The following is a 20,861-nucleotide window of genomic DNA, read 5'->3' as shown; positions in this document are numbered from 1 at the left end:
CTCGCAATACTTACACAGCCTGCATTTTAATTCATCCAAAATTACTCCTCAAGTATACTTCCTGTTAATTTTTATTTAAAAAAAATGTCCTAAAATGTAACAATGAAAACTTTTAGTGGTAAGAAAAAGATTATAAATGTAGAAAATTTGTTCTTTAATAATTTAACTAAAAAATGGCTGTCCACTTCAGTATACAAATCATATAGATCAAAAATATATTCTGATTTTAAAATCAGGAATATGCTTTTCCCTATTGATTCACTACCACTTTTGTTGCCTTGCCAATTGAAATAATTTAATAACAAATTAATGATTCAATCTTATGAAGAATAGATTACTTCCTTTACTATTTGTTTTGGGTAGTTTCTCTGCTTACTCTCAGGTAGTTGTAGGTAAAAAGGATCCAACCAGTTATTCAGCACAGCTGGAAGTTTTTGCGACAAATAAAGGTATATTAATTCCGAGAGTTGCTTTAACAAGTTCAACAGACACTACGACAATGTCAGATGGTAATATAGATAGTTTACTGTTATATAATACAACATCAGGTTCTGATATAAAGCCAGGCTACTACTACTGGTATGTAGACAGATGGCATAGGCTTGCGGTTTCTGGTGAAGCAAGTGGTATTGCAGGCGGCAATGGTGCTCCAGGTATAAAAGGAGACCCAGGCTATCCGGGTGAAGGTGTAACTTTTTACACAGACAATTCGACAGGGAACGTATATGTTCAAAACCCTGATGGAACATGGACTGCAATTAACGGCAAAAACGGAATCGACGGTAGAAATGGAATCAGTGGAGGAAATGGCCTGCCTGGAACTAAAGGATTAGATGGTACAATCCAAATGTATATTGATTATTCATCAGGTATTGTATACGTTAGAGATCCTAAGGATAACACCAAGTGGGTTCCATTAAATGGTGAAGATGGAATTGACGGTATCCCTGGTGTAGACGGTTCTCCTGGTACAGCGGGTTCAATTACTACCCTTGATGCGATTGTAGTAGATCCTAAAGGAGATATTTATGCCTACGTTGGAACAGATAAAACGGTTAAGGGCAGAGATGATGCATGGAGAGACAGAACAGCTGACTGGGTTAAGATTAATGGTCTTGACGGTTCAGACGGTATTGCCGGAGGTCCTGGAGTACCTGGAATCGACGGTGTAAGTGCACCATCAAACGCTACAGTATGGGTTGATAGCAAAACTGGTTACGTTTATGTTAAAGATCCTGCAACAGGAAAATGGGTAAAAGTAACAGGTAATGACGGTATTCCTGGTGTAGACGGTTCTCCTGGTACAGCGGGTTCAATCACTACACTTGATGCGATTGTAGTAGATCCTAAAGGAGATATTTATGCCTACGTTGGAACAGATAAAACGGTTAAGGGCAGAGATGATGCTTGGAGAGACAGAACATCTGACTGGGTTAAAATCAACGGATTAAACGGAGAAAATGGTATTCCTGGAGCTAATGGAGCACCTGGAACAGCTGGTTCAATCACTACCCTTGATGCAATCATAAAAGCACCAAACGGAGATATTTATGCTTACGTTGGAACAGATAAAACGGTTAAGGGAAGAGATGATGCATGGAGAGACAGAACAGCAGACTGGGTTAAAATTAATGGTCTTGACGGTTCAGACGGTATTGCCGGAGGTCCTGGAGTACCTGGAATCGACGGTGTAAGTGCACCATCAAACGCTACAGTATGGGTTGATAGCAAAACTGGTTACGTTTATGTTAAAGATCCTGCAACAGGAAAATGGGTAAAAGTAACAGGTAATGACGGTATCCCTGGTGTAGACGGTTCTCCTGGTACAGCGGGTTCAATTACTACCCTTGATGCGATTGTAGTAGATCCTAAAGGAGATATTTATGCCTACGTTGGAACAGATAAAACGGTTAAGGGCAGAGATGATGCTTGGAGAGACAGAACATCTGACTGGGTTAAAATTAACGGATTAAACGGAGAAAATGGTATTCCTGGAGCTAATGGAGCACCTGGAACAGCTGGTTCAATCACTACCCTTGATGCAATCATAAAAGCACCAAACGGAGATATTTATGCTTACGTTGGAACAGATAAAACGGTTAAGGGAAGAGATGATGCATGGAGAGACAGAACAGCAGAATGGGTTAAAATCAACGGATTGAATGGAGCCAATGGTATAGCTGGAGCTAATGGAGCACCTGGAACAGCTGGTTCAATCACTACCCTTGATGCAATCATAAAAGCACCAAACGGAGATATTTATGCTTACGTTGGAACAGATAAAACGGTTAAGGGAAGAGATGATGCATGGAGAGACAGAACAGCTGACTGGGTTAAGATTAATGGTCTTAACGGTTCAGACGGTATTGCCGGAGGTCCTGGTGTACCTGGAATCGACGGTGTAAGTCCACCATCCAACGCTACGGTATGGATTGATAGTAAAACTGGTTACGTTTATGTTAAAGATCCTGAGACAGGAGAATGGGTAAAAGTAAGTGGTAATAAAGGAGATAAAGGAGATAAAGGAGATAAAGGAGATAAAGGAGATTCAGCATATGAAATCTGGCAGGGTCTTCCTGGCAACGACGGCAAATCATATGATGAATTCTTAGATGGATTAAAAGGAGCAACTGGAGCAACAGGAGCATCAGCATATGAAATCTGGCAGGGTCTTCCTGGCAACGACGGCAGATCATATGATGAATTCTTAGAGGGAATTAAAGGAGCAACTGGAGCGACAGGAGCATCAGCATATGAAATCTGGCAGGGTCTTCCTGGCAACGACGGCAGATCATATGATGAATTCTTAAATGGATTAAAAGGAGCAACTGGAGCGACAGGAGCATCAGCATATGAAATCTGGCAGGGTCTTCCTGGCAACGACGGCAGATCATATGATGAATTCTTAAATGGATTAAAAGGAGCAACTGGAGCAACAGGAGCATCAGCATATGAAATCTGGCAGGGTCTTCCTGGCAACGACGGCAGATCATATGATGAATTCTTAAATGGATTAAAAGGAGCAACTGGAGCAACCGGAGCATCTGCATATGAAATCTGGCAGGGTCTTCCTGGCAACGACGGCAGATCATATGATGAATTCTTAAATGGATTAAAAGGAGCAACTGGAGCGACAGGAGCATCTGCATATGAAATCTGGCAGGGTCTTCCTGGCAACGACGGCAGATCATATGATGAATTCTTAAATGGATTAAAAGGAGCTACTGGAGCAACAGGAGCATCAGCATATGAAATCTGGCAGGGTCTTCCTGGCAACGACGGCAGATCATATGATGAATTCTTAAATGGATTAAAAGGAGCTACTGGAGCAACAGGAGCATCAGCATATGAAATCTGGCAGGGTCTTCCTGGCAACGACGGCAGATCATATGATGAATTCTTAAATGGATTAAAAGGAGCAACCGGAGCAACGGGAGCATCTGCATATGAAGACTGGAAAGCAATTCCTGGCAACGACGGCAGATCATATGATGAATTCTTAAATGGATTAAAAGGAGCAACCGGAGCAACCGGAGCATCAGCATATGAAGACTGGAAAGCAATTCCTGGCAACGACGGCAGATCATATGATGAATTCTTAAATGGATTAAAAGGAGCTACTGGAGCAACAGGAGCATCAGCTTATGAAATCTGGCAGGGTCTTCCTGGCAACGACGGCAGATCATATGATGAATTCTTAAATGGATTAAAAGGAGCTACTGGAGCAACTGGAGCATCTGCTTATGAAGACTGGAAAGCAATTCCTGGCAACGACGGCAGATCATATGATGAATTCTTAAATGGATTAAAAGGAGCAACTGGAGCAACGGGAGCATCAGCATATGAAATCTGGCAGGGTCTTCCTGGCAACGACGGGAGATCATATGATGAATTCTTAAATGGATTAAAAGGAGCAACTGGAGCAACAGGAGCATCAGCATATGAAATCTGGCAGGGTCTTCCTGGCAACGACGGCAGATCATATGATGAATTCTTAAATGGATTAAAAGGAGCAACTGGAGCGACAGGAGCATCAGCATATGAAATCTGGCAGGGTCTTCCTGGCAACGACGGCAGATCATATGATGAATTCTTAAATGGATTAAAAGGAGCAACTGGAGCGACAGGAGCATCAGCATATGAAATCTGGCAGGGTCTTCCTGGCAACGACGGCAGATCATATGATGAATTCTTAAATGGATTAAAAGGAGCAACCGGAGCAACAGGAGCATCAGCATATGAAATCTGGCAGGGTCTTCCTGGCAACGACGGCAGATCATATGATGAATTCTTAAATGGATTAAAAGGAGCAACCGGAGCAACTGGAGCATCTGCTTATGAAGACTGGAAAGCAATTCCTGGCAACGACGGCAGATCATATGATGAATTCTTAAATGGATTAAAAGGAGCAACTGGAGCGACAGGAGCATCAGCATATGAAATCTGGCAGGGTCTTCCTGGCAACGACGGCAGATCATATGATGAATTCTTAAATGGATTAAAAGGAGCAACCGGAGCAACAGGAGCATCAGCATATGAAATCTGGCAGGGTCTTCCTGGCAACGACGGCAGATCATATGATGAATTCTTAAATGGATTAAAAGGAGCAACCGGAGCAACGGGAGCATCTGCATATGAAGACTGGATAGCAATTCCTGGCAACGACGGAAAATCTTATGATGAATTCTTAAATGGATTAAAAGGAGCTACCGGAGCAACGGGAGCATCAGCATATGAAGACTGGAAAGCAATTCCTGGCAACGACGGCAAATCTTATGATGAATTCTTAAATGGATTAAAAGGAGCAACCGGAGCAACGGGAGCATCTGCATATGAAGACTGGATAGCAATTCCTGGCAACGACGGAAAATCTTATGATGAATTCTTAAATGGATTAAAAGGAGCAACCGGAGCAACGGGAGCATCTGCATATGAAGACTGGATAGCAATTCCTGGCAACGACGGCAAATCATATGATGAATTCTTAAATGGATTAAAAGGAGCAACCGGAGCAACGGGAGCATCAGCATATGAAGACTGGATAGCAATTCCTGGCAACGACGGAAAATCTTATGATGAATTCTTAAATGGATTAAAAGGAGCTACCGGAGCAACGGGAGCATCAGCATATGAAGACTGGATAGCAATTCCTGGCAACGATGGAAAATCATATGATGAATTCCTAAATGGATTAAAAGGAGCAACGGGAGCAACGGGAGCATCTGCATATGAAGACTGGATAGCAATTCCTGGCAACGACGGCAAATCATATGATGAATTCTTAAATGGATTAAAAGGAGCAACGGGAGCAACGGGAGCATCTGCTTATGAAGACTGGAAAGCAATTCCTGGCAACGACGGCAAATCATATGATGAATTCCTAAATGGATTAAAAGGAGCAACCGGAGCAACGGGAGCATCAGCATATGAAGACTGGAAAGCAATTCCTGGCAACGACGGCAAATCATATGATGAATTCCTAAATGGATTAAAAGGAGCAACCGGAGCAACGGGAGCATCAGCATATGAAGACTGGAAAGCAATTCCTGGCAACGACGGCAAATCATATGATGAATTCTTAAATGGATTAAAAGGAGCTACCGGAGCAACGGGAGCATCTGCTTATGAAGACTGGATAGCAATTCCTGGCAACGACGGAAAATCATATGATGAATTCTTAAATGGATTAAAAGGAGCTACCGGAGCAACGGGAGCATCTGCTTATGAAGACTGGATAGCAATTCCTGGCAACGACGGAAAATCTTATGATGAATTCTTAAATGGATTAAAAGGAGCAACCGGAGCAACGGGAGCATCAGCATATGAAGACTGGATAGCAATTCCTGGCAACGACGGCAAATCATATGATGAATTCTTAAATGGATTAAAAGGAGCTACCGGAGCAACGGGAGCATCAGCATATGAAGACTGGATAGCAATTCCTGGCAACGACGGCAAATCATATGATGAATTCTTAAATGGATTAAAAGGAGCAACCGGAGCAACGGGAGCATCAGCATATGAAGACTGGAAAGCAATTCCTGGCAACGACGGCAAATCTTATGATGAATTCTTAAATGGATTAAAAGGAGCAACCGGAGCAACGGGAGCATCTGCATATGAAGACTGGATAGCAATTCCTGGCAACGACGGAAAATCTTATGATGAATTCTTAAATGGATTAAAAGGAGCAACCGGAGCAACGGGAGCATCTGCTTATGAAGACTGGAAAGCAATTCCTGGCAACGACGGCAAATCATATGATGAATTCTTAAATGGATTAAAAGGAGCAACCGGAGCAACGGGAGCATCTGCTTATGAAGACTGGAAAGCAATTCCTGGCAACGACGGCAAATCATATGATGAATTCTTAAATGGATTAAAAGGAGCAACCGGAGCAACTGGAGCATCTGCTTATGAAGACTGGAAAGCAATTCCTGGCAACGATGGCAAATCATATGATGAATTCTTAAATGGATTAAAAGGAGCAACCGGAGCAACGGGAGCATCTGCATATGAAGACTGGATAGCAATTCCTGGCAACGATGGCAAATCATATGATGAATTCTTAAATGGATTAAAAGGAGCAACCGGAGCAACGGGAGCATCTGCATATGAAGACTGGAAAGCAATTCCTGGCAACGACGGCAAATCATATGATGAATTCTTAAATGGATTAAAAGGAGCAACCGGAGCAACTGGAGCATCTGCTTATGAAGACTGGATAGCAATTCCTGGCAACGATGGCAAATCATATGATGAATTCTTAAATGGATTAAAAGGAGCAACCGGAGCAACGGGAGCATCTGCATATGAAGACTGGATAGCAATTCCTGGCAACGATGGCAAATCATATGATGAATTCTTAAATGGATTAAAAGGAGCAACCGGAGCAACGGGAGCATCTGCATATGAAGACTGGATAGCAATTCCTGGCAACGACGGAAAATCATATGATGAATTCTTAAATGGATTAAAAGGAGCAACCGGAGCAACTGGAGCATCTGCTTATGAAGACTGGATAGCAATTCCTGGCAACGATGGCAAATCATATGATGAATTCTTAAATGGATTAAAAGGAGCTACCGGAGCAACGGGAGCATCTGCTTATGAAGACTGGATAGCAATTCCTGGCAACGACGGCAAATCATATGATGAATTCTTAAATGGACTAAAAGGAGCAACCGGAGCAACGGGAGCATCTGCTTATGAAGAGTGGAAAACTAAGGAAGGCAATGCCACTAAAACATATGAAGATTTCATGGATAGTTTAAAAGGAGTAGGCGGTAAAGTAACTCAAGGTGCAAACATTGTGATTACTGGAGCAGGTACTGATGACGATGAATATGTGGTAAATGCTATTATTCCTCAACAGGCAATAGATGAATTTACAGCTGCCGCAGGTGATAGTAGTTTTGAATTATCAGCAGAGCCTTCTGCACTTTCTAAAGTGAAATTGTATATCAATGGGGTACGTATCGATAAAGATGCTATTTCTGTTAGTGGTAAGACAGTTACTTACATCCCTGCCAATAATGGTTCATATGTATTAATGGCTAATGATAATGTAATGATTGATTATTTAAAATAAAAACAGTTTTTTTTTGAAGCTGCGCACTCTAAATAACAAGAGTGTGCGGCCTTCAAATAAGTAAATTATAAAAACTCATAAGAACTAAATATGAAAAAAATAATATGCATGTTGTTATTTATCCAATCAGGATTTATGATGGCGCAGACCGAAACCGTTGTTACTCCAAATGGGAAAAAAGTAACTTTCTACCCTGGCGCCCCTGGCACAGCAGACAATGGTTTAACAATTACCAGCGGTAATATACAGTTAGGGGGAGCTTTAACAAAACCTTCAATTTTAACAACAACGAGTGCTTATACCTTAGCCATTTTAGGTTTACAAACAGGAACCAGCACAGATGATCTAGTAGTGACAGATGCAAACGGAGTACTGCGTAAAATAGCACCATCCAATCTGATCACAAAATACGACCTTTCATCTACTACTCCAAATACTGTTTTGGAAGTTAATGGACTTGGAGCAGCATTGGCAGCTGCATCTGTAAACATCAAACCATCTGCAACTGTGGGCGAAGTACTAACAACAACCGCAACGGGTGTGGTAGGATGGAAAAAACCAGCCGTAGATGCTGGAGATATTACTACAAAAGCAGATCTTACGAGTTCTACTCCTTCAGTTTTAACAGTATCTGGAACTGGAGCAACATTAATTAACGCAACAGTAGGTATTAAACCTTCAGAAAATATTGATGAAGTTTTAACAACAGGTCCAGGAGGTGTTGTGGGATGGAAAAAAGTTGGAGCAGGAGATATAACTGCAAAAGCAGATATTACAACAAATACACCAAGCACTGTTTTACAGGTAAGCGGAACAGGAGCAACATTGGTTGCTGCATCAGTAGATATTAAACCATCTGTAAATGTTGGCGAAGTTTTAACAACTACCGAAGCAGGAGTAGTAGGATGGAAAGCGGCAGCAGCATCTAATCTTATGGAAATAAAAAAAATTAGCAGCAATTATACGGTAACCACTGCTGATTATACCATTATTGCTTCAAAATTAACAGGCGATATTACAATATCACTTCCAGATGCTACAGCAAACAAAGGAAGAATACTAGTTATCAACCAGTTTAATACACTGTTGGCAGATGGCAAAACTCCAGTAATAGTAAATTTCAATAAAAGTGTTATTTACTCAGATAGTGTTTCATTGCCATATCTAGCAGGAAGCATTTTTGAAGGAGCAACAGCCGGAAGTGCAAAAGTTACTTTGCAGTCAGATGGTACTGATTGGTACGTGATTACATATAATATGTAACCAATTAATGATATAATTAAACAGGCCTTTAAGTAAGGCCGGTTTATTATTTTACTTAATTTTTCTAAAAAAAATAACAATGAAAAAAATATTTTTTACTTTCATAATAATGATGTTTACTATGGTGCAGTCTTTTGCACAAGTAAACGGAACAGTTGTAATAGGCGGGAAGCAAAAAGGCGATGACCATGCGACCTTAGAAATTCTCTCTAATAATGGAACAAAAGGAATGATGCCGCCAAGAGCCACAACAGCCCAAATTACAGCTATGGAGTCTGGTTTAACAGAAGACTCAAAAGGTTTAGTGATTTACGACACAGACCAAAACTGCCTTAAAACATGGTTAGGGACTACATGGTCGCAATGCAATGACCGTGCAGAATATACCTATGTTTCAGGATCGATAGAAGGTGAGTTTTATGAAGATACACCTGTAGACGGCCGTAATTTTATAAAAATTAAAATTAATGTAACAAAACCAGGATTAGTATGTTTTGGTACCTATGATTTTGAGGCATTACATGATATCATGATTATTTCTAACCCAATGTATGTTAAGATGACAGGAGAGCAAGAGTTAAAATTGTTTTTAGGGGGTAGTCCTAAAACTGCTGGTACTGAAATTATACTTACCGATTATTATGCTTTTAAAGATGGGGAACTTCCAGACCTTGCTCGTTTTAATATTGACGAACTTAAACCAAAACGTATTGTAGAAGTGCCTGCAGAATATACATTTGTTTCTGCAGAAGCAGTAGGAGATTACGCAATTGGGGTTCCTGTAAACAGCAGAAATAACTATATAAAATTAAAGCTAAATGTAACTAAAACAGGTCTATACGATATAGGAATGCCGGTTATTAAATCTGTACAGTATGACGATTACACCGATAAAGATTTATTGATAAATACGCAGGGTGTTTTTAATGAGACAGGAGAGCAGGAAATACTGTTGACTGTAGCTGGTGTAAATAATAATTCAAACTATAAACGTCAGTACCCTTATATCTATAATAATTATAATGTTCAAATAGAGGATAATAAAGCAACTATAGAGGTTATAGGTCAGGTGGATATAAATTTTAATAATTTTAATGCAATTGATAGAGCTCTTTATAAAATAACAGATATAGGTCCTGTACAGGGGGAATATTATTGGGGTGTTCCTTTAACTGGCAGTAATTATATGGTGGCAACTGTAAATGTTACTAAGCCAGGTACTTATAATTTAGGGTCAATAGATGTTACTAACACTAGTGATGACGAACGTAATAGATTTGTTGAAAGAGAAAATTTTGTTAAATTTAGGGCTATGGGTACTTTTCATACAGTGGGCATGCATAAAGTGCTTTTGCAGGGAAGCGGTATTACTTTTAAAAATATTTTAGCAACAGATGCACAAGAATTTCTCATTTTAGATATTTTTGATAGTCGAGCAATAGTAGATATTATGACAGAACTAGAGGAAGAAGGTAGAGCTGACATGCTTAATGTGTTGGTACATTTTCAAGAAAAACCATTAAAGTATAAAACTGCCAAATGTACTTTTTCTGCGACCAGCATTCACGGAAATTATGTTAAAAATAGTCCATTAGATTCATCTCATTATATTAAGGTTGCTGTAAATATTACGGAGCCTGGTTTAGTTCATTTTACAGGTCAAAATAATACAAGTGCCACCAATCATGTAACATTTGATTCTGGTTTAGTTTATTTTGATTCAGTAGGAACAAAAGAAGTGATCTTATATGGTAAAGGGGTTTTCGATGGTACTAATAATAATGTCGATGTGTATGATGTCAACAATTCAGTTCCTTTAGTCGATCAATATAAAATTTTAGGATTTCTAGAAACAGTTTCTTTTACTGTTAATTAATCTCAATAGCATAACAGCATTACAAAGCCTTAGTAAGAACTGCATAATCAGACAAAGTTAGAATGCCTGTGCAGTAGTAAATGGTTATTTACTTTTTCATAATTTTTTATTTAAAAGAGAGGAAAACTTAGTTTTCCTCTTTTTTTTACCCGTTTGTTACAATCTTTGTCGAGCTTCTCGCGGAGATTTCCCTCCCAAAGCTTCGGGATCGAAATGACAAGATTGTGGTTTAAACACAACGAACCCCGCAGTTTGTCATTTCGACGAAGGAGAAATCTCCACAAGTAACTCCGCAACGTAACCACAAAGTAACCCCACAGTTTGCCCCAATCTTTGCACAGCTTCTCGCGGAGATTTCTCTCCCGAAGCCTCGGGATCGAAATGACAAGATTGAAAAAAATTGGCGCCTTAAGCAGGCTTGAACATAAAGTAACCGTACATTTTGTCATTTCGACGAAGGAGAAATCTCCGTAAGTAACTCCGCAACGTAACCGCAAAGTAACCCCACAGTTTGCCCCAATCTTTGTAGAGCATCTCGCGGAGATTTCTCTCCCGAAGCCTCGGGATCGAAATGACAAGATTGGGCGGAGGATTGCGGAGAAATGGGGAGAAATTATGCGAAAATTGAGGGTTTACGTGGTTTTAAACACAACGTAACCGTGCAGTTTGTCATTTCGATCCAAAGGCTTCGGGAGAGAAATCTCCGCAAGTAACTCCGTAAAGTAACTCCGCGACGTAACCACAACGCAACCACAAACTCCCCCAAATCTTTGTAGCGCATCTCGCGAATCAAATATCCGAAAGTAACGTCACAAAGAATAGTCAAGCCTTTCTCGCGAAAACCGAAGCACTTGTACATCATTATCTGTCAATGAGTTACTGATATTTTTCTTTTAAAACTTCATTTGTAAGTTATTATCTATTAAAAACACAATTCTCTCGAGTAACAACACCTATTTACGACTTTACAAACCGCTGTGTTTGCGGTATTTCGCAGCATATTACTTACAGGTTTGTCTTAATTTGACAATTTAAAAACTTTTAGTGGCTGTTTTGCTTTCTGTTCTGTTGGACATTTGCCCGCCGAAAAAAACTGCGTTTTGCAGGGCAGAATCGATAATTTAACAAAAATTAAAATAAAATGAAACATTTCAAAGACGGAATAATTGTAATTCTTGCACTATTTGGGTTTTACAGTGCTCAAGCTCAGGTTGGAGTTGGTACACTTACACCAGATAATTCAGCGCAGCTAGACATTACTTCTTCAAACAAAGGAGTACTTATGCCTAGAGTAGCTTTAACAAAAACTACAGATCAAAGTCCTGTTACGGGAGTTATAGCAAAAAGTCTGCTGGTTTATAATACAGCGACAGTAAATGATGTTACCCCAGGATTTTACTACTGGGATGGAAGTAAATGGTCTCGAATGATTGCTGGAAATGATCCAATTCAATTTACAGAAACACTAACCACATTACATTATGATAACACTAATAATCAGTTAACCTACATAGATGAAAAAGGAGTTTCAAACGTGTTACAATTACTAAGCCAAGCAGGTCCACAGGGAATGCAGGGTATTCAAGGTATTCCGGGAGCGGTTGGACCTCAAGGACCTCAGGGAGAACAAGGAGCAACTGGGCTTCAAGGAGAACAAGGAGCAGCGGGTCCTCAAGGACCTCAAGGCGAACAAGGAGTTGCTGGTCCTCAAGGAATTCAGGGAGAACCAGGATTGACTGGTCCTCAAGGAATCCAAGGAGAACAAGGAGCAGCGGGACCACAAGGACCTCAAGGTGAACAAGGAGCAGCGGGACCTCAAGGACCTCAAGGAGAACAAGGAGCAGTGGGACCACAAGGACCTCAAGGTGAACAAGGAGCAGCGGGTCCACAAGGAATTCAAGGAGAGACAGGAGCGGCTGGACCTCAAGGAATTCAGGGAGAGACAGGAGCAACGGGTCCACAAGGAATTCAAGGAGAGACAGGAGCAACGGGACCTCAAGGAATTCAGGGAGAACAAGGAGTACCTGGACCTCAAGGAATTCAAGGAATTCAAGGTCTGCAAGGTGAAAAAGGAGAAGCTGGGGCGCCGCCAACCATTGGTGCGGGTTCTGTAACAAGTTCCAACCTTATTACAGTTACTAATGGTGCAAACAACGCATTTAAAGACACTGAAATTAGCTTAACCGCAGGAACAGCAGGTCAAATCATGCAGACTGTAGGTACGACGCCAACTTGGGTAGATGCGCCTTTAGCGGTAAAAGAACCTTGGTTTAATACAGCAACAAATAAGCAGGCTACAGAAAATACTCAAAATATTTACCAAATGGGAAATATTGGTATTGGTACAGCTTTTCCAAATGCTCCATTACAATTTGAAAATGTTTTTGCAAATAGAAAGATTGTATTGTATCAAAATGGAAACAACGACAATATGGTTTATGGGTTAGGTGTAAATAACGCCCAATTCAGGTTACAGGTTCCAACAACAGCAAATGGTTTTAGTTTTAATGCAGGAACTGGTGCAACAGGTTCAAAAGAATTAGCGCGAATTTACGGTAATGGTAAAATGCATGTTGCCAATGCGATAATTGTTGATGCAGACGGAATTTCTGACGGAACGCTTTCTCCTGCAAATTCAGGTCTTGTATTTGGAAGTGTATCATCACAGGTAGGTATTAGTTCTAACAGAACTTCAGTAGTAAGCGGTTCAAATCGTTTTGGTTTAGATTTTTGGACAGAGAATGTAAAACGCATGTCTATAAATACTGTAGGTAATGTTGGTATTGGAACTACTGCGCCAGATACAAGATTTAATGTAGAAGGAGGTATATCGCACTTTAGAAATGATGGTAAACAATTGGTTGTAGAAAATAGTACATCTACAGACGGCAGCAATGAATTAATATTCAAAGCGGGTACAACAGGATATTATTTAGGTACAGCAATTGGCGGAACAAGTGGTAATAATTTCAGCATTGCCCGTGCGCGTTATATGAATCCGAACCTGGCTATTTCTCCAGGAGTAGCTACAAGAATTTTCCAAATTGACGGAACAACTAATAATTTCTCTATTGGAGATGGTCTGCCAACAGCAGATAAACTTACGGTATACGGAACAATAAGTTGTGTTGATGCTAACGGTACAGCATTTAATGTTACTTCAGACCGTCGTTACAAAAAAGATATTGCACCAATTACAGATGCTTTGAGTATTGTAGAAAGAGTACAGGGTGTAAGTTACAATTGGAGAAAAGAAGAGTTTAAAGAAATGAACTTTAATGATAAACACCAATTGGGAGTAATTGCACAAGACATCGAAAAAATTCTTCCAGAAGCGGTAAGTAAAAATGACCAAGGTTTTTACACAGTAAACTATACTATGCTTATTCCTGTATTAGTAGAAGCAGTAAAAGAACAGCAAAAAGAAATAAGTACTTCTAATGCTGCAATTAAAGAGCTTCAAAATAATCAGGCAATGCAGCAAAAAGAAATAGAAGAATTAAAAGCATTAATTAAAAACCTAAAATAAAAAAGCTCTCAGTGTTTTTATAGGAAAAATACCTTATTCTGATATAGTATTAACTTTTAGGGATAAAGCAGGATGGATTGATAAATTAATTTTATCAACTAATTAAAAGTTTAATTTAATGTGGTAACCAATACCAATTCTATGGAAAATAAAGATTTATATAAAGTAAAATTGTCAGATTTTAAAATGGTAAATAAAAGAGGTTCATATGCCTTGGGACTATTTGCAGGTTTGTTTACGTGTAATATAATGAATGCCCAATTTGTAAACAGCGGCGAAGTTAAAATAGCTGATAATACCATAATGGCAATCTACATGGATTACAATAATGAAACTTCCGGCAATTTTATTAATGATGGTCAGACTTATATTTTTCAAAACTGGAATAATGATGGAAAAGTAGGTTATACCCCTGCGGGAAATGGACAGACCTTTTTTACAGGGCAGCAAAGCCAGTCAATTGAAGGGTCAAAACAATCAGATTTTCAAAATGTAATTTTTGACAATATGAGCGCTTTAGTTCCTTTTAATCTTAAAACCATGATTTCTGTTGGTAAAAATTCTGATTTCAAAAATGGAATTATCAATGCGTTTTATGCAGAGACAGATCAGTTACACGATAAAAGTAAAATGATTTTTCTGGAAAATGCAAATCATACTGCTGCAGGCGACCAGAGTTTTGTGGACGGAAGGGTAGAAAAAAGAGGAAATGCAGAATTTTACTTTCCTGTTGGTAATGAGTTGTTTTACAGACCATCATATCATGCGGTAAATGGATCTGCAGCAAATGTTTATACGACACAATATTTTTATCAAAATTCTGATCCTGCTTATCCACATTCTAATAAGGATGAAAGCATACTTAAAATCAACGATAAGGAATACTGGAAAATCAGCCAGGACCAAGGCAGTGAAAAAATTGTCTTAAGTCTGACACTAGACCATGACACAACACCATCGGATTATTTTCAGCAAAATTCGGATACTGAATTGGCAATAGTAAGATGGGATGAAAGCTTGAATAAATGGGTTAATGAAGGAGGAGTTTTAAGTGCAGATATAACAGGCGAAGCTTATGAGAAATTGTTAACAGCGCAGGTTAGCGGCTACGGAATCTTTACCATGGCTGTTGTGAAGAAGACAGAAGATCCAGTGGAGGATGTTGTGGTGTACAACGCATTATCTCCAAATGATGATGGAGTGAACGATACCTTCCATATCAAAGGAATTAGCGAATACCCAGATAACACTGTAGAAATCTATAACAGATGGGGTGTAAAAGTGTATGATACAGTTTCTTATAATGAAAGCGACAATATGTTTAGAGGATACTCTGATGGCCGTGTAACGGTAAAAAGAGGAGATAAGCTTCCTACAGGTACCTATTTCTATATTTTGAAGTACAACGTAAATGGAAAAGGCAAGGAGAAAACGGGTTATCTATACATTAATAATCAATAATAATAGGAATAATTTAAGACTTAAGAATTAGAACTAATGAAGAAAATTTTTTATGTAATTACAATATTTGTTTTGGGAGCTTTTGAGGTTTCGGCCCAGCAGGAATCCCAATATACACAATATATGTATAATACGATGACAATTAATCCAGGATATACTGGAACCCGTGGTTTACCAAGCATTTTTGGATTGTATAGAACACAATGGGTAGGTTTGGATGGAGCTCCTAAAACAGCAAATTTTTCAATTGAAGCACCTATAAGTTCAAACGGTCAAGGTTTAGGATTGTCTGTAATAAGCGATAAAATTGGACCGTCGCAAGAAACTACTTTAACTGCAAGTTATGCTTATCCAATCCAGCTTTCCGCTGATGTTCATTTATCTTTAGGGATTAGTGCAAGTGGTAATTTTATGCAGATTGATTACAATAAGCTTAATGTTGAAAGACCTGAAGATCATTTTCTTTCTGGAAATTTAACAAAGAATTCTCCAAACTTTGGAGCAGGAATCTATTTTCACTCTTCAAAATGGTACGCAGGTTTATCAGTACCAATGATTTTAGAAACCAAGTTTTATGATGATGTTAAAACATCTGTGGCTTCTCAAAGAATGCACTTTTACGCAATGGGAGGTTATGTTTTTGACCTGAACGATAATTTAAAGTTTAAACCTGCAGCAATGGTTAAAATGGTGAGTGGTGCTCCATTAGCGGTTGATTTATCGGCAAACTTCTTAATCAGCGAAAAGCTCACTTTAGGAGCAGCTTATAGATGGGATGCCGCTGTAAGTGCAATGGCAGGTTTCCAAGTTACGTCAGGTTTGAATGTTGGCTATGCTTACGATTATGACACACAGAAAATAGGAAACTATAATTCAGGTTCTCATGAGATCTTCCTTCGTTTCGATTTATTTTCTGGGACTAAATACAGATTGGTTACGCCAAGATTCTTTTAACAACCATAAACTAGCATAAAAAAAATGATATCTAAAAAGATAAAAACAGCATTAGCTTTACTTTGCATTTGTCTCGTACAAATGCAGGGAATTAATGCACAGAATAAAAAAGCTGCAAAAGCAGATGAAGTCTACAATAAGTTTGCATTTATTGAAGCAGGTAAATTATATAAAAGCCTTGTAGACAAAGGTGATACTTCAACCGAAGTTTATACAAAATTAGGTAATTGCTATTACTTTAATGGGCAGTCCCCAGAAGCAGCAGACTCTTACGCTAAAGTTTTTAATTCAGGAAAATCTGTAACCCCAGAATTTTATTTTCGTTACGCCCAGGCTTTAAACAATTCTAAGAAATACAATGAAGCCAACGCTGTAATGAAAAAGTATTACGCTGTAACGGGTAAAAAAGATTTAAGTGAAAACTGGAAAGAGCAAAAATTAATGGCAGATATTCAAAAACAATCTGGCCGTTACGATATCAAACCAGTAAGCCTTAATTCTCCAGTTTCTGATTTTGGAACTTCATTTGATGGTAAAGATAAAGTGATGTTTGCATCTGCAAGAGATTCGGGTGTTATTATTAAACGCAAACACAGCTGGAATGAAAAGTCATTCATGAAAATTTACACAGCTAATGTTACTGCAGATGGAGATTTAGAAGATGCCGCACCCGTTAAAGGAGATATCAATACTAAATATCACCAAAGCAGTCCTGCAATTACTAAAGATGGTAAGTACATGTATTTTACCAGAAATAACTATATGGATGGAAAATTAGGAGCAGATAAAAATGGAACTAATTTCTTAAAAATATATGTTGCTGAAAATGTAAAGGGGGAATGGAAAAACGTAAAAGAGCTACCTTATCCAATTAATAGTGATGGTTTCTCTTCTGCACACCCAGCTCTTAGTCCTGATGAAACACAATTGTTTTTCGCATCAGATCGTAACAATAGTTTTGGTAACTCAGATTTGTATGTCGTAAGCTTAAAGAAAGGAAATTTAGTTGGAAATGATGTAACTAAGCTAAGTGACGAAATCAACACTCCAGGCCGCGAAACTTATCCTTTTATGGATAAAAAAGGTATTTTGTATTTTGCATCAGACGGTCATCCTGGACTTGGCGGCTTAGATGTATTTGCTGCTATGAAAGATCAAGCAGGAATTTATCATGTTGTAAATGTTGGGGATGGTATCAATACACCTGAGGATGACTTTGCTTACGTTATAAATGACAGTAAAAAAGGTTATTTTTCTTCAAATAGAACTGGTAACGATGATATTAACAGATTTGTAGAAAATAAACCTGTAATTTTTGACTTTGACATCAGATCAATAATTTTTGGAACAATTGCAGAAAACGGGAAACCGCTGCCAGATCTTAAAGTTGAAGTATTTGATTCTAATAATGCAAGTATTGCAACAGGAGTAACAGATAATCAAGGAAATTACAAAGTATTTGTTGATCCTTACCAAAACTACAGAGTAGTTTATAGTAAGCCTTTGTATGCTGAAAAAACAGTTAATGCAGAACAGCTTAAACCGCTTGAGAAAAGAGAAATTAGTTTCGAGTTAACTAAAGAAGTGGAAGTTATTGTGGATGGAGAGACAGTTAAGATTAAAGACGGAGATGATTTGACTGACAAATTAAAATTAAATCCAATCTACTTTGACCTTAATGGTTATAACATAAGACAATCGTCTAAGAAAGAGTTAGATAAAGTAGTAGCATTAATGAAAGACAGACCAAATATTTCTATAAAAGTAAATTCTTATACAGATAGTAGAGGTCGAGATGAATTTAACATGAAACTATCTCAAAACAGAGCAAAATCTACAGTTAATTATATAATTAAAGCTGGTATAGAAAAAGAAAGAATTAGTGGTGAAGGTTTCGGTGAAACACATTTATTAAACCACTGTTCGAATGGTGTGAAATGTTCTGAAAATGAACACGAATTAAATAGACGTTCAGAGTTTATTATAAGTTTTAGTAAATAAATGTTCTTTTTTAAAGCTGCTGATAATAGAAATATTAACAGCAGCTTTTTTATTATTAAGCTTTGAAAATTTTAGATAATGTAGTTTTTTAATGCTGTATTTTTATCTAAAAAAACATAAAGTTACTTTTTTTGATCCTTCTGATTTTTCTTTACAAAATCATCTGTAGCTTTTGTTTTTAATTGTTCAAAATATTTACTGCAGAAATAATTAAGTTTAGTATAATTAAGTTCATACATAACTGCTGTTAACGTGCTGTATTCGCCGCTCTTTAGAAGCTTCTGGGCGAGATTCATTTTTTCTGTAATAAAAAGATTTTTAGGTGTATTGCTGAAACGTTTTTTAAATAAACTTTTATATTTTGAATCAGACATACCGGCCATTCCTGCCAGGAAGGTTAATGAAGGAAACGGGCCGTACAAATTGTTAAGCAAGTATTCCTTTGTTTTTTCCAACGATTTATTTTCGAGGTCTGTAACTTGAGTATCTTCATCTACTGTACTGTAAAATTTATTGAAAAAATTACCTAATACTTTTAAGGAAATTCCTTTTATAAAAGAGTCAAAAGATAAATCATTGACAGATTTGCTTGTGATAGATTGAATTAGGAGTATACTATTACTATCAACACTGCCATAGTGATAAAATGCCTTTTTATTTGTTTTGCTTTTGGAAAAATAGTTTTCCTTTTCATTGATTTTTCGAATAAAATCCTGAAGCAGTTTTTTATCGATCAGTAATCGTAAAGCAATTGTTCTTTCATTTAAAACAGGTGTAATAGAACTCTCGATATTATTGTCTAAAATAATCAAATCTAATTGATTAAAAGAACCAATTTCATAGTCAAGATGGTTTATTTTGACCATGTTAGTATGCTTACTCAGATCAAAATGAAAAATAAACAATTCATTATCCGATTTTAGCCGGGTTATCTTCAAAGGGGTTGTTACTGTAAGATCGGCATAAACTACAGAGATGCCTTCCATAATTGGCGAAAAATAAAAGAAACCTTTCCCAATATCATTTGGGACATTAATAAGTTTATTGTCTATTAATTTGGTATTTAATTGCTCTACTACCTTTAACTGCCATTCTGGTGTTAAGGTGTAATGATGTGTAATTTTTCTCATAGGCACTTTATTAATTTTTAGATCGCATATTATAATTACAGCTGTTTATAAAATGCTTTTGGAGACAGTCCAAAATATTCTTTAAATTTTGATGCGAAATAAGAATTATTGGTAAAATTTAATTGATCTGATATTTGTGAAACAGTCAGTTGTTTTTTTTCCAGAAGTTCTTTGGCAAACAGCAGCTTATTTTCCATGAAGAAAACATTTGCTGTATTCCCGGTTATTTTTTTAAATAAACTTTTAAATTTCGATTCAGACATATTGGCCATTTCAGCCATGAAAGCAATACTCGGAAAATGATCTTCTATATGGTTAATCAGATACATTTGAATGTTAATTATGTTAGCGAGATCACTTTCATTTACTGTTTGTATGATAAGTCTTTTAGTAGCAATTTTTCTTAAATAATTTGAAATCAGCATATGGACTGTTCCTCTTAGGCTTAAATCAAAAAAAGCACCACCCACTTCTAATTTTCGTAAATCGTTAAGTAAATGAAAACTTTCACTGCTCATTCGGTCAAAACGAACAATAGTATTCTCCTTGGAGTCAATAATACTATCTATATTCTTGATATTGATATTGTTTTTTTTGACATAAGCCTTGATCATGCTTTTTTTGATAAAAATGCAAAGAGCAAAAGTTTTGCTCCCTTTTGTAACATTATATTGTGATTCTAATGAACCATCGATCACGGACAAATTATACTGCCATCGACCCACGTTATACGTAAATTGTTCATTGCTTACGCTTGCTGCTCCATCGGTTAAGTTATAATAAAAACCAATAAAATCTGGATTCAGGTTTTTTTGTATCAGTCGAAAATTTCTATGGTACTCCACATTAATGTAGTAAGCTATTATTCCATCACCACAATCTAGAAAATATCTGGTTCCAGATTGGGACTGTTCTAGAGCTACTATAAAATTTCCTTCGACTCTTCCTCCAATTTTAGAAGCATAATTTTCTACCCATTCTAAATCTGCACTATAATGATGTTCAATTATTTTCATGAAATGTGGATTTTTCATTATAAAGTTAAGTTTTTTTTAC

The 20,861-nt window shown here is 37.7% G+C and carries 9 protein-coding genes; 7 read left to right on the top strand and 2 right to left on the bottom strand.

Annotated features, from left to right (window positions below; all coding sequences use genetic code 11):
• The first annotated feature begins 322 nt into the window (after nucleotides 1–322).
• The 7 genes from HYN86_RS17325 to HYN86_RS17295 all read left to right on the top strand — a co-directional run bounded on the left by HYN86_RS17325 (nucleotide 323) and on the right by HYN86_RS17295 (nucleotide 18,675).
• The gene (locus HYN86_RS17325) at nucleotides 323–7,591 is read left to right on the top strand and encodes a hypothetical protein (RefSeq protein ID WP_113679182.1); all 7,269 of its coding nucleotides are present in this window, start codon (nucleotides 323–325) and stop codon (nucleotides 7,589–7,591) included.
• A 90-nt stretch (nucleotides 7,592–7,681) separates the two neighbouring features.
• Nucleotides 7,682–8,854: a hypothetical protein gene (locus HYN86_RS17320; protein WP_162789398.1), complete on the top strand. Its 1,173-nt coding sequence runs from the start codon at nucleotides 7,682–7,684 to the stop codon at nucleotides 8,852–8,854.
• A gap of 109 nt (nucleotides 8,855–8,963) precedes the next feature.
• Complete coding sequence (locus tag HYN86_RS17315; protein WP_162789397.1) at nucleotides 8,964–10,730, top strand: hypothetical protein; 1,767 nt, start codon at nucleotides 8,964–8,966, stop codon at nucleotides 10,728–10,730.
• A gap of 1,141 nt (nucleotides 10,731–11,871) precedes the next feature.
• Complete coding sequence (locus HYN86_RS21240) at nucleotides 11,872–14,259, top strand: tail fiber domain-containing protein (RefSeq protein ID WP_113679179.1); 2,388 nt, start codon at nucleotides 11,872–11,874, stop codon at nucleotides 14,257–14,259.
• Between the two features lie 141 nt (nucleotides 14,260–14,400).
• Complete coding sequence (locus tag HYN86_RS17305; RefSeq protein WP_113679178.1) at nucleotides 14,401–15,720, top strand: gliding motility-associated C-terminal domain-containing protein; 1,320 nt, start codon at nucleotides 14,401–14,403, stop codon at nucleotides 15,718–15,720.
• A gap of 36 nt (nucleotides 15,721–15,756) precedes the next feature.
• Complete coding sequence (locus HYN86_RS17300) at nucleotides 15,757–16,674, top strand: PorP/SprF family type IX secretion system membrane protein (RefSeq protein ID WP_113679177.1); 918 nt, start codon at nucleotides 15,757–15,759, stop codon at nucleotides 16,672–16,674.
• A 24-nt stretch (nucleotides 16,675–16,698) separates the two neighbouring features.
• On the top strand, nucleotides 16,699–18,675 hold the full coding sequence (locus HYN86_RS17295) for an OmpA family protein (RefSeq protein WP_113679176.1): 1,977 nt from the start codon (nucleotides 16,699–16,701) through the stop codon (nucleotides 18,673–18,675).
• Between the two features lie 122 nt (nucleotides 18,676–18,797).
• On the opposite strand, the gene HYN86_RS17290 is transcribed toward HYN86_RS17295, so the two are convergent.
• Together HYN86_RS17290 and HYN86_RS17285 are read right to left on the bottom strand one after the other, a co-directional pair.
• The gene (locus tag HYN86_RS17290) at nucleotides 18,798–19,805 is read right to left on the bottom strand and encodes a helix-turn-helix domain-containing protein (RefSeq protein WP_113679175.1); all 1,008 of its coding nucleotides are present in this window, start codon (nucleotides 19,803–19,805) and stop codon (nucleotides 18,798–18,800) included.
• Nucleotides 19,806–19,840: 35 nt separating this feature from the next.
• Complete coding sequence (locus HYN86_RS17285; RefSeq protein ID WP_162789396.1) at nucleotides 19,841–20,821, bottom strand: helix-turn-helix domain-containing protein; 981 nt, start codon at nucleotides 20,819–20,821, stop codon at nucleotides 19,841–19,843.
• Nucleotides 20,822–20,861: the final 40 nt, after the last annotated feature.

Origin of the sequence: Flavobacterium fluviale (assembly GCF_003312915.1) — a bacterium.
Taxonomy (GTDB): Bacteria; Bacteroidota; Bacteroidia; order Flavobacteriales; family Flavobacteriaceae; genus Flavobacterium; species Flavobacterium fluviale.
Note: the sequence above shows the minus strand (reverse complement) of the source record. Positions and strands in the feature narration are given on the sequence as shown.

Excerpts from the sequence above, each read along its gene's own strand:
- HYN86_RS17285 (WP_162789396.1), bottom strand. The coding sequence starts at position 20,821 with ATGAAAATAATTGAACATCATTATAGTGCAGATTTAGAATGGGTAGAA.
- HYN86_RS17325 (WP_113679182.1), top strand. The coding sequence starts at position 323 with ATGAAGAATAGATTACTTCCTTTACTATTTGTTTTGGGTAGTTTCTCT.
- HYN86_RS17320 (WP_162789398.1), top strand. The coding sequence starts at position 7,682 with ATGAAAAAAATAATATGCATGTTGTTATTTATCCAATCAGGATTTATG.
- HYN86_RS21240 (WP_113679179.1), top strand. The coding sequence starts at position 11,872 with ATGAAACATTTCAAAGACGGAATAATTGTAATTCTTGCACTATTTGGG.
- HYN86_RS17300 (WP_113679177.1), top strand. The coding sequence starts at position 15,757 with ATGAAGAAAATTTTTTATGTAATTACAATATTTGTTTTGGGAGCTTTT.
- HYN86_RS17295 (WP_113679176.1), top strand. The coding sequence starts at position 16,699 with ATGATATCTAAAAAGATAAAAACAGCATTAGCTTTACTTTGCATTTGT.
- HYN86_RS17315 (WP_162789397.1), top strand. The coding sequence starts at position 8,964 with ATGATGTTTACTATGGTGCAGTCTTTTGCACAAGTAAACGGAACAGTT.
- HYN86_RS17305 (WP_113679178.1), top strand. The coding sequence starts at position 14,401 with ATGGAAAATAAAGATTTATATAAAGTAAAATTGTCAGATTTTAAAATG.
- HYN86_RS17290 (WP_113679175.1), bottom strand. The coding sequence starts at position 19,805 with ATGAGAAAAATTACACATCATTACACCTTAACACCAGAATGGCAGTTA.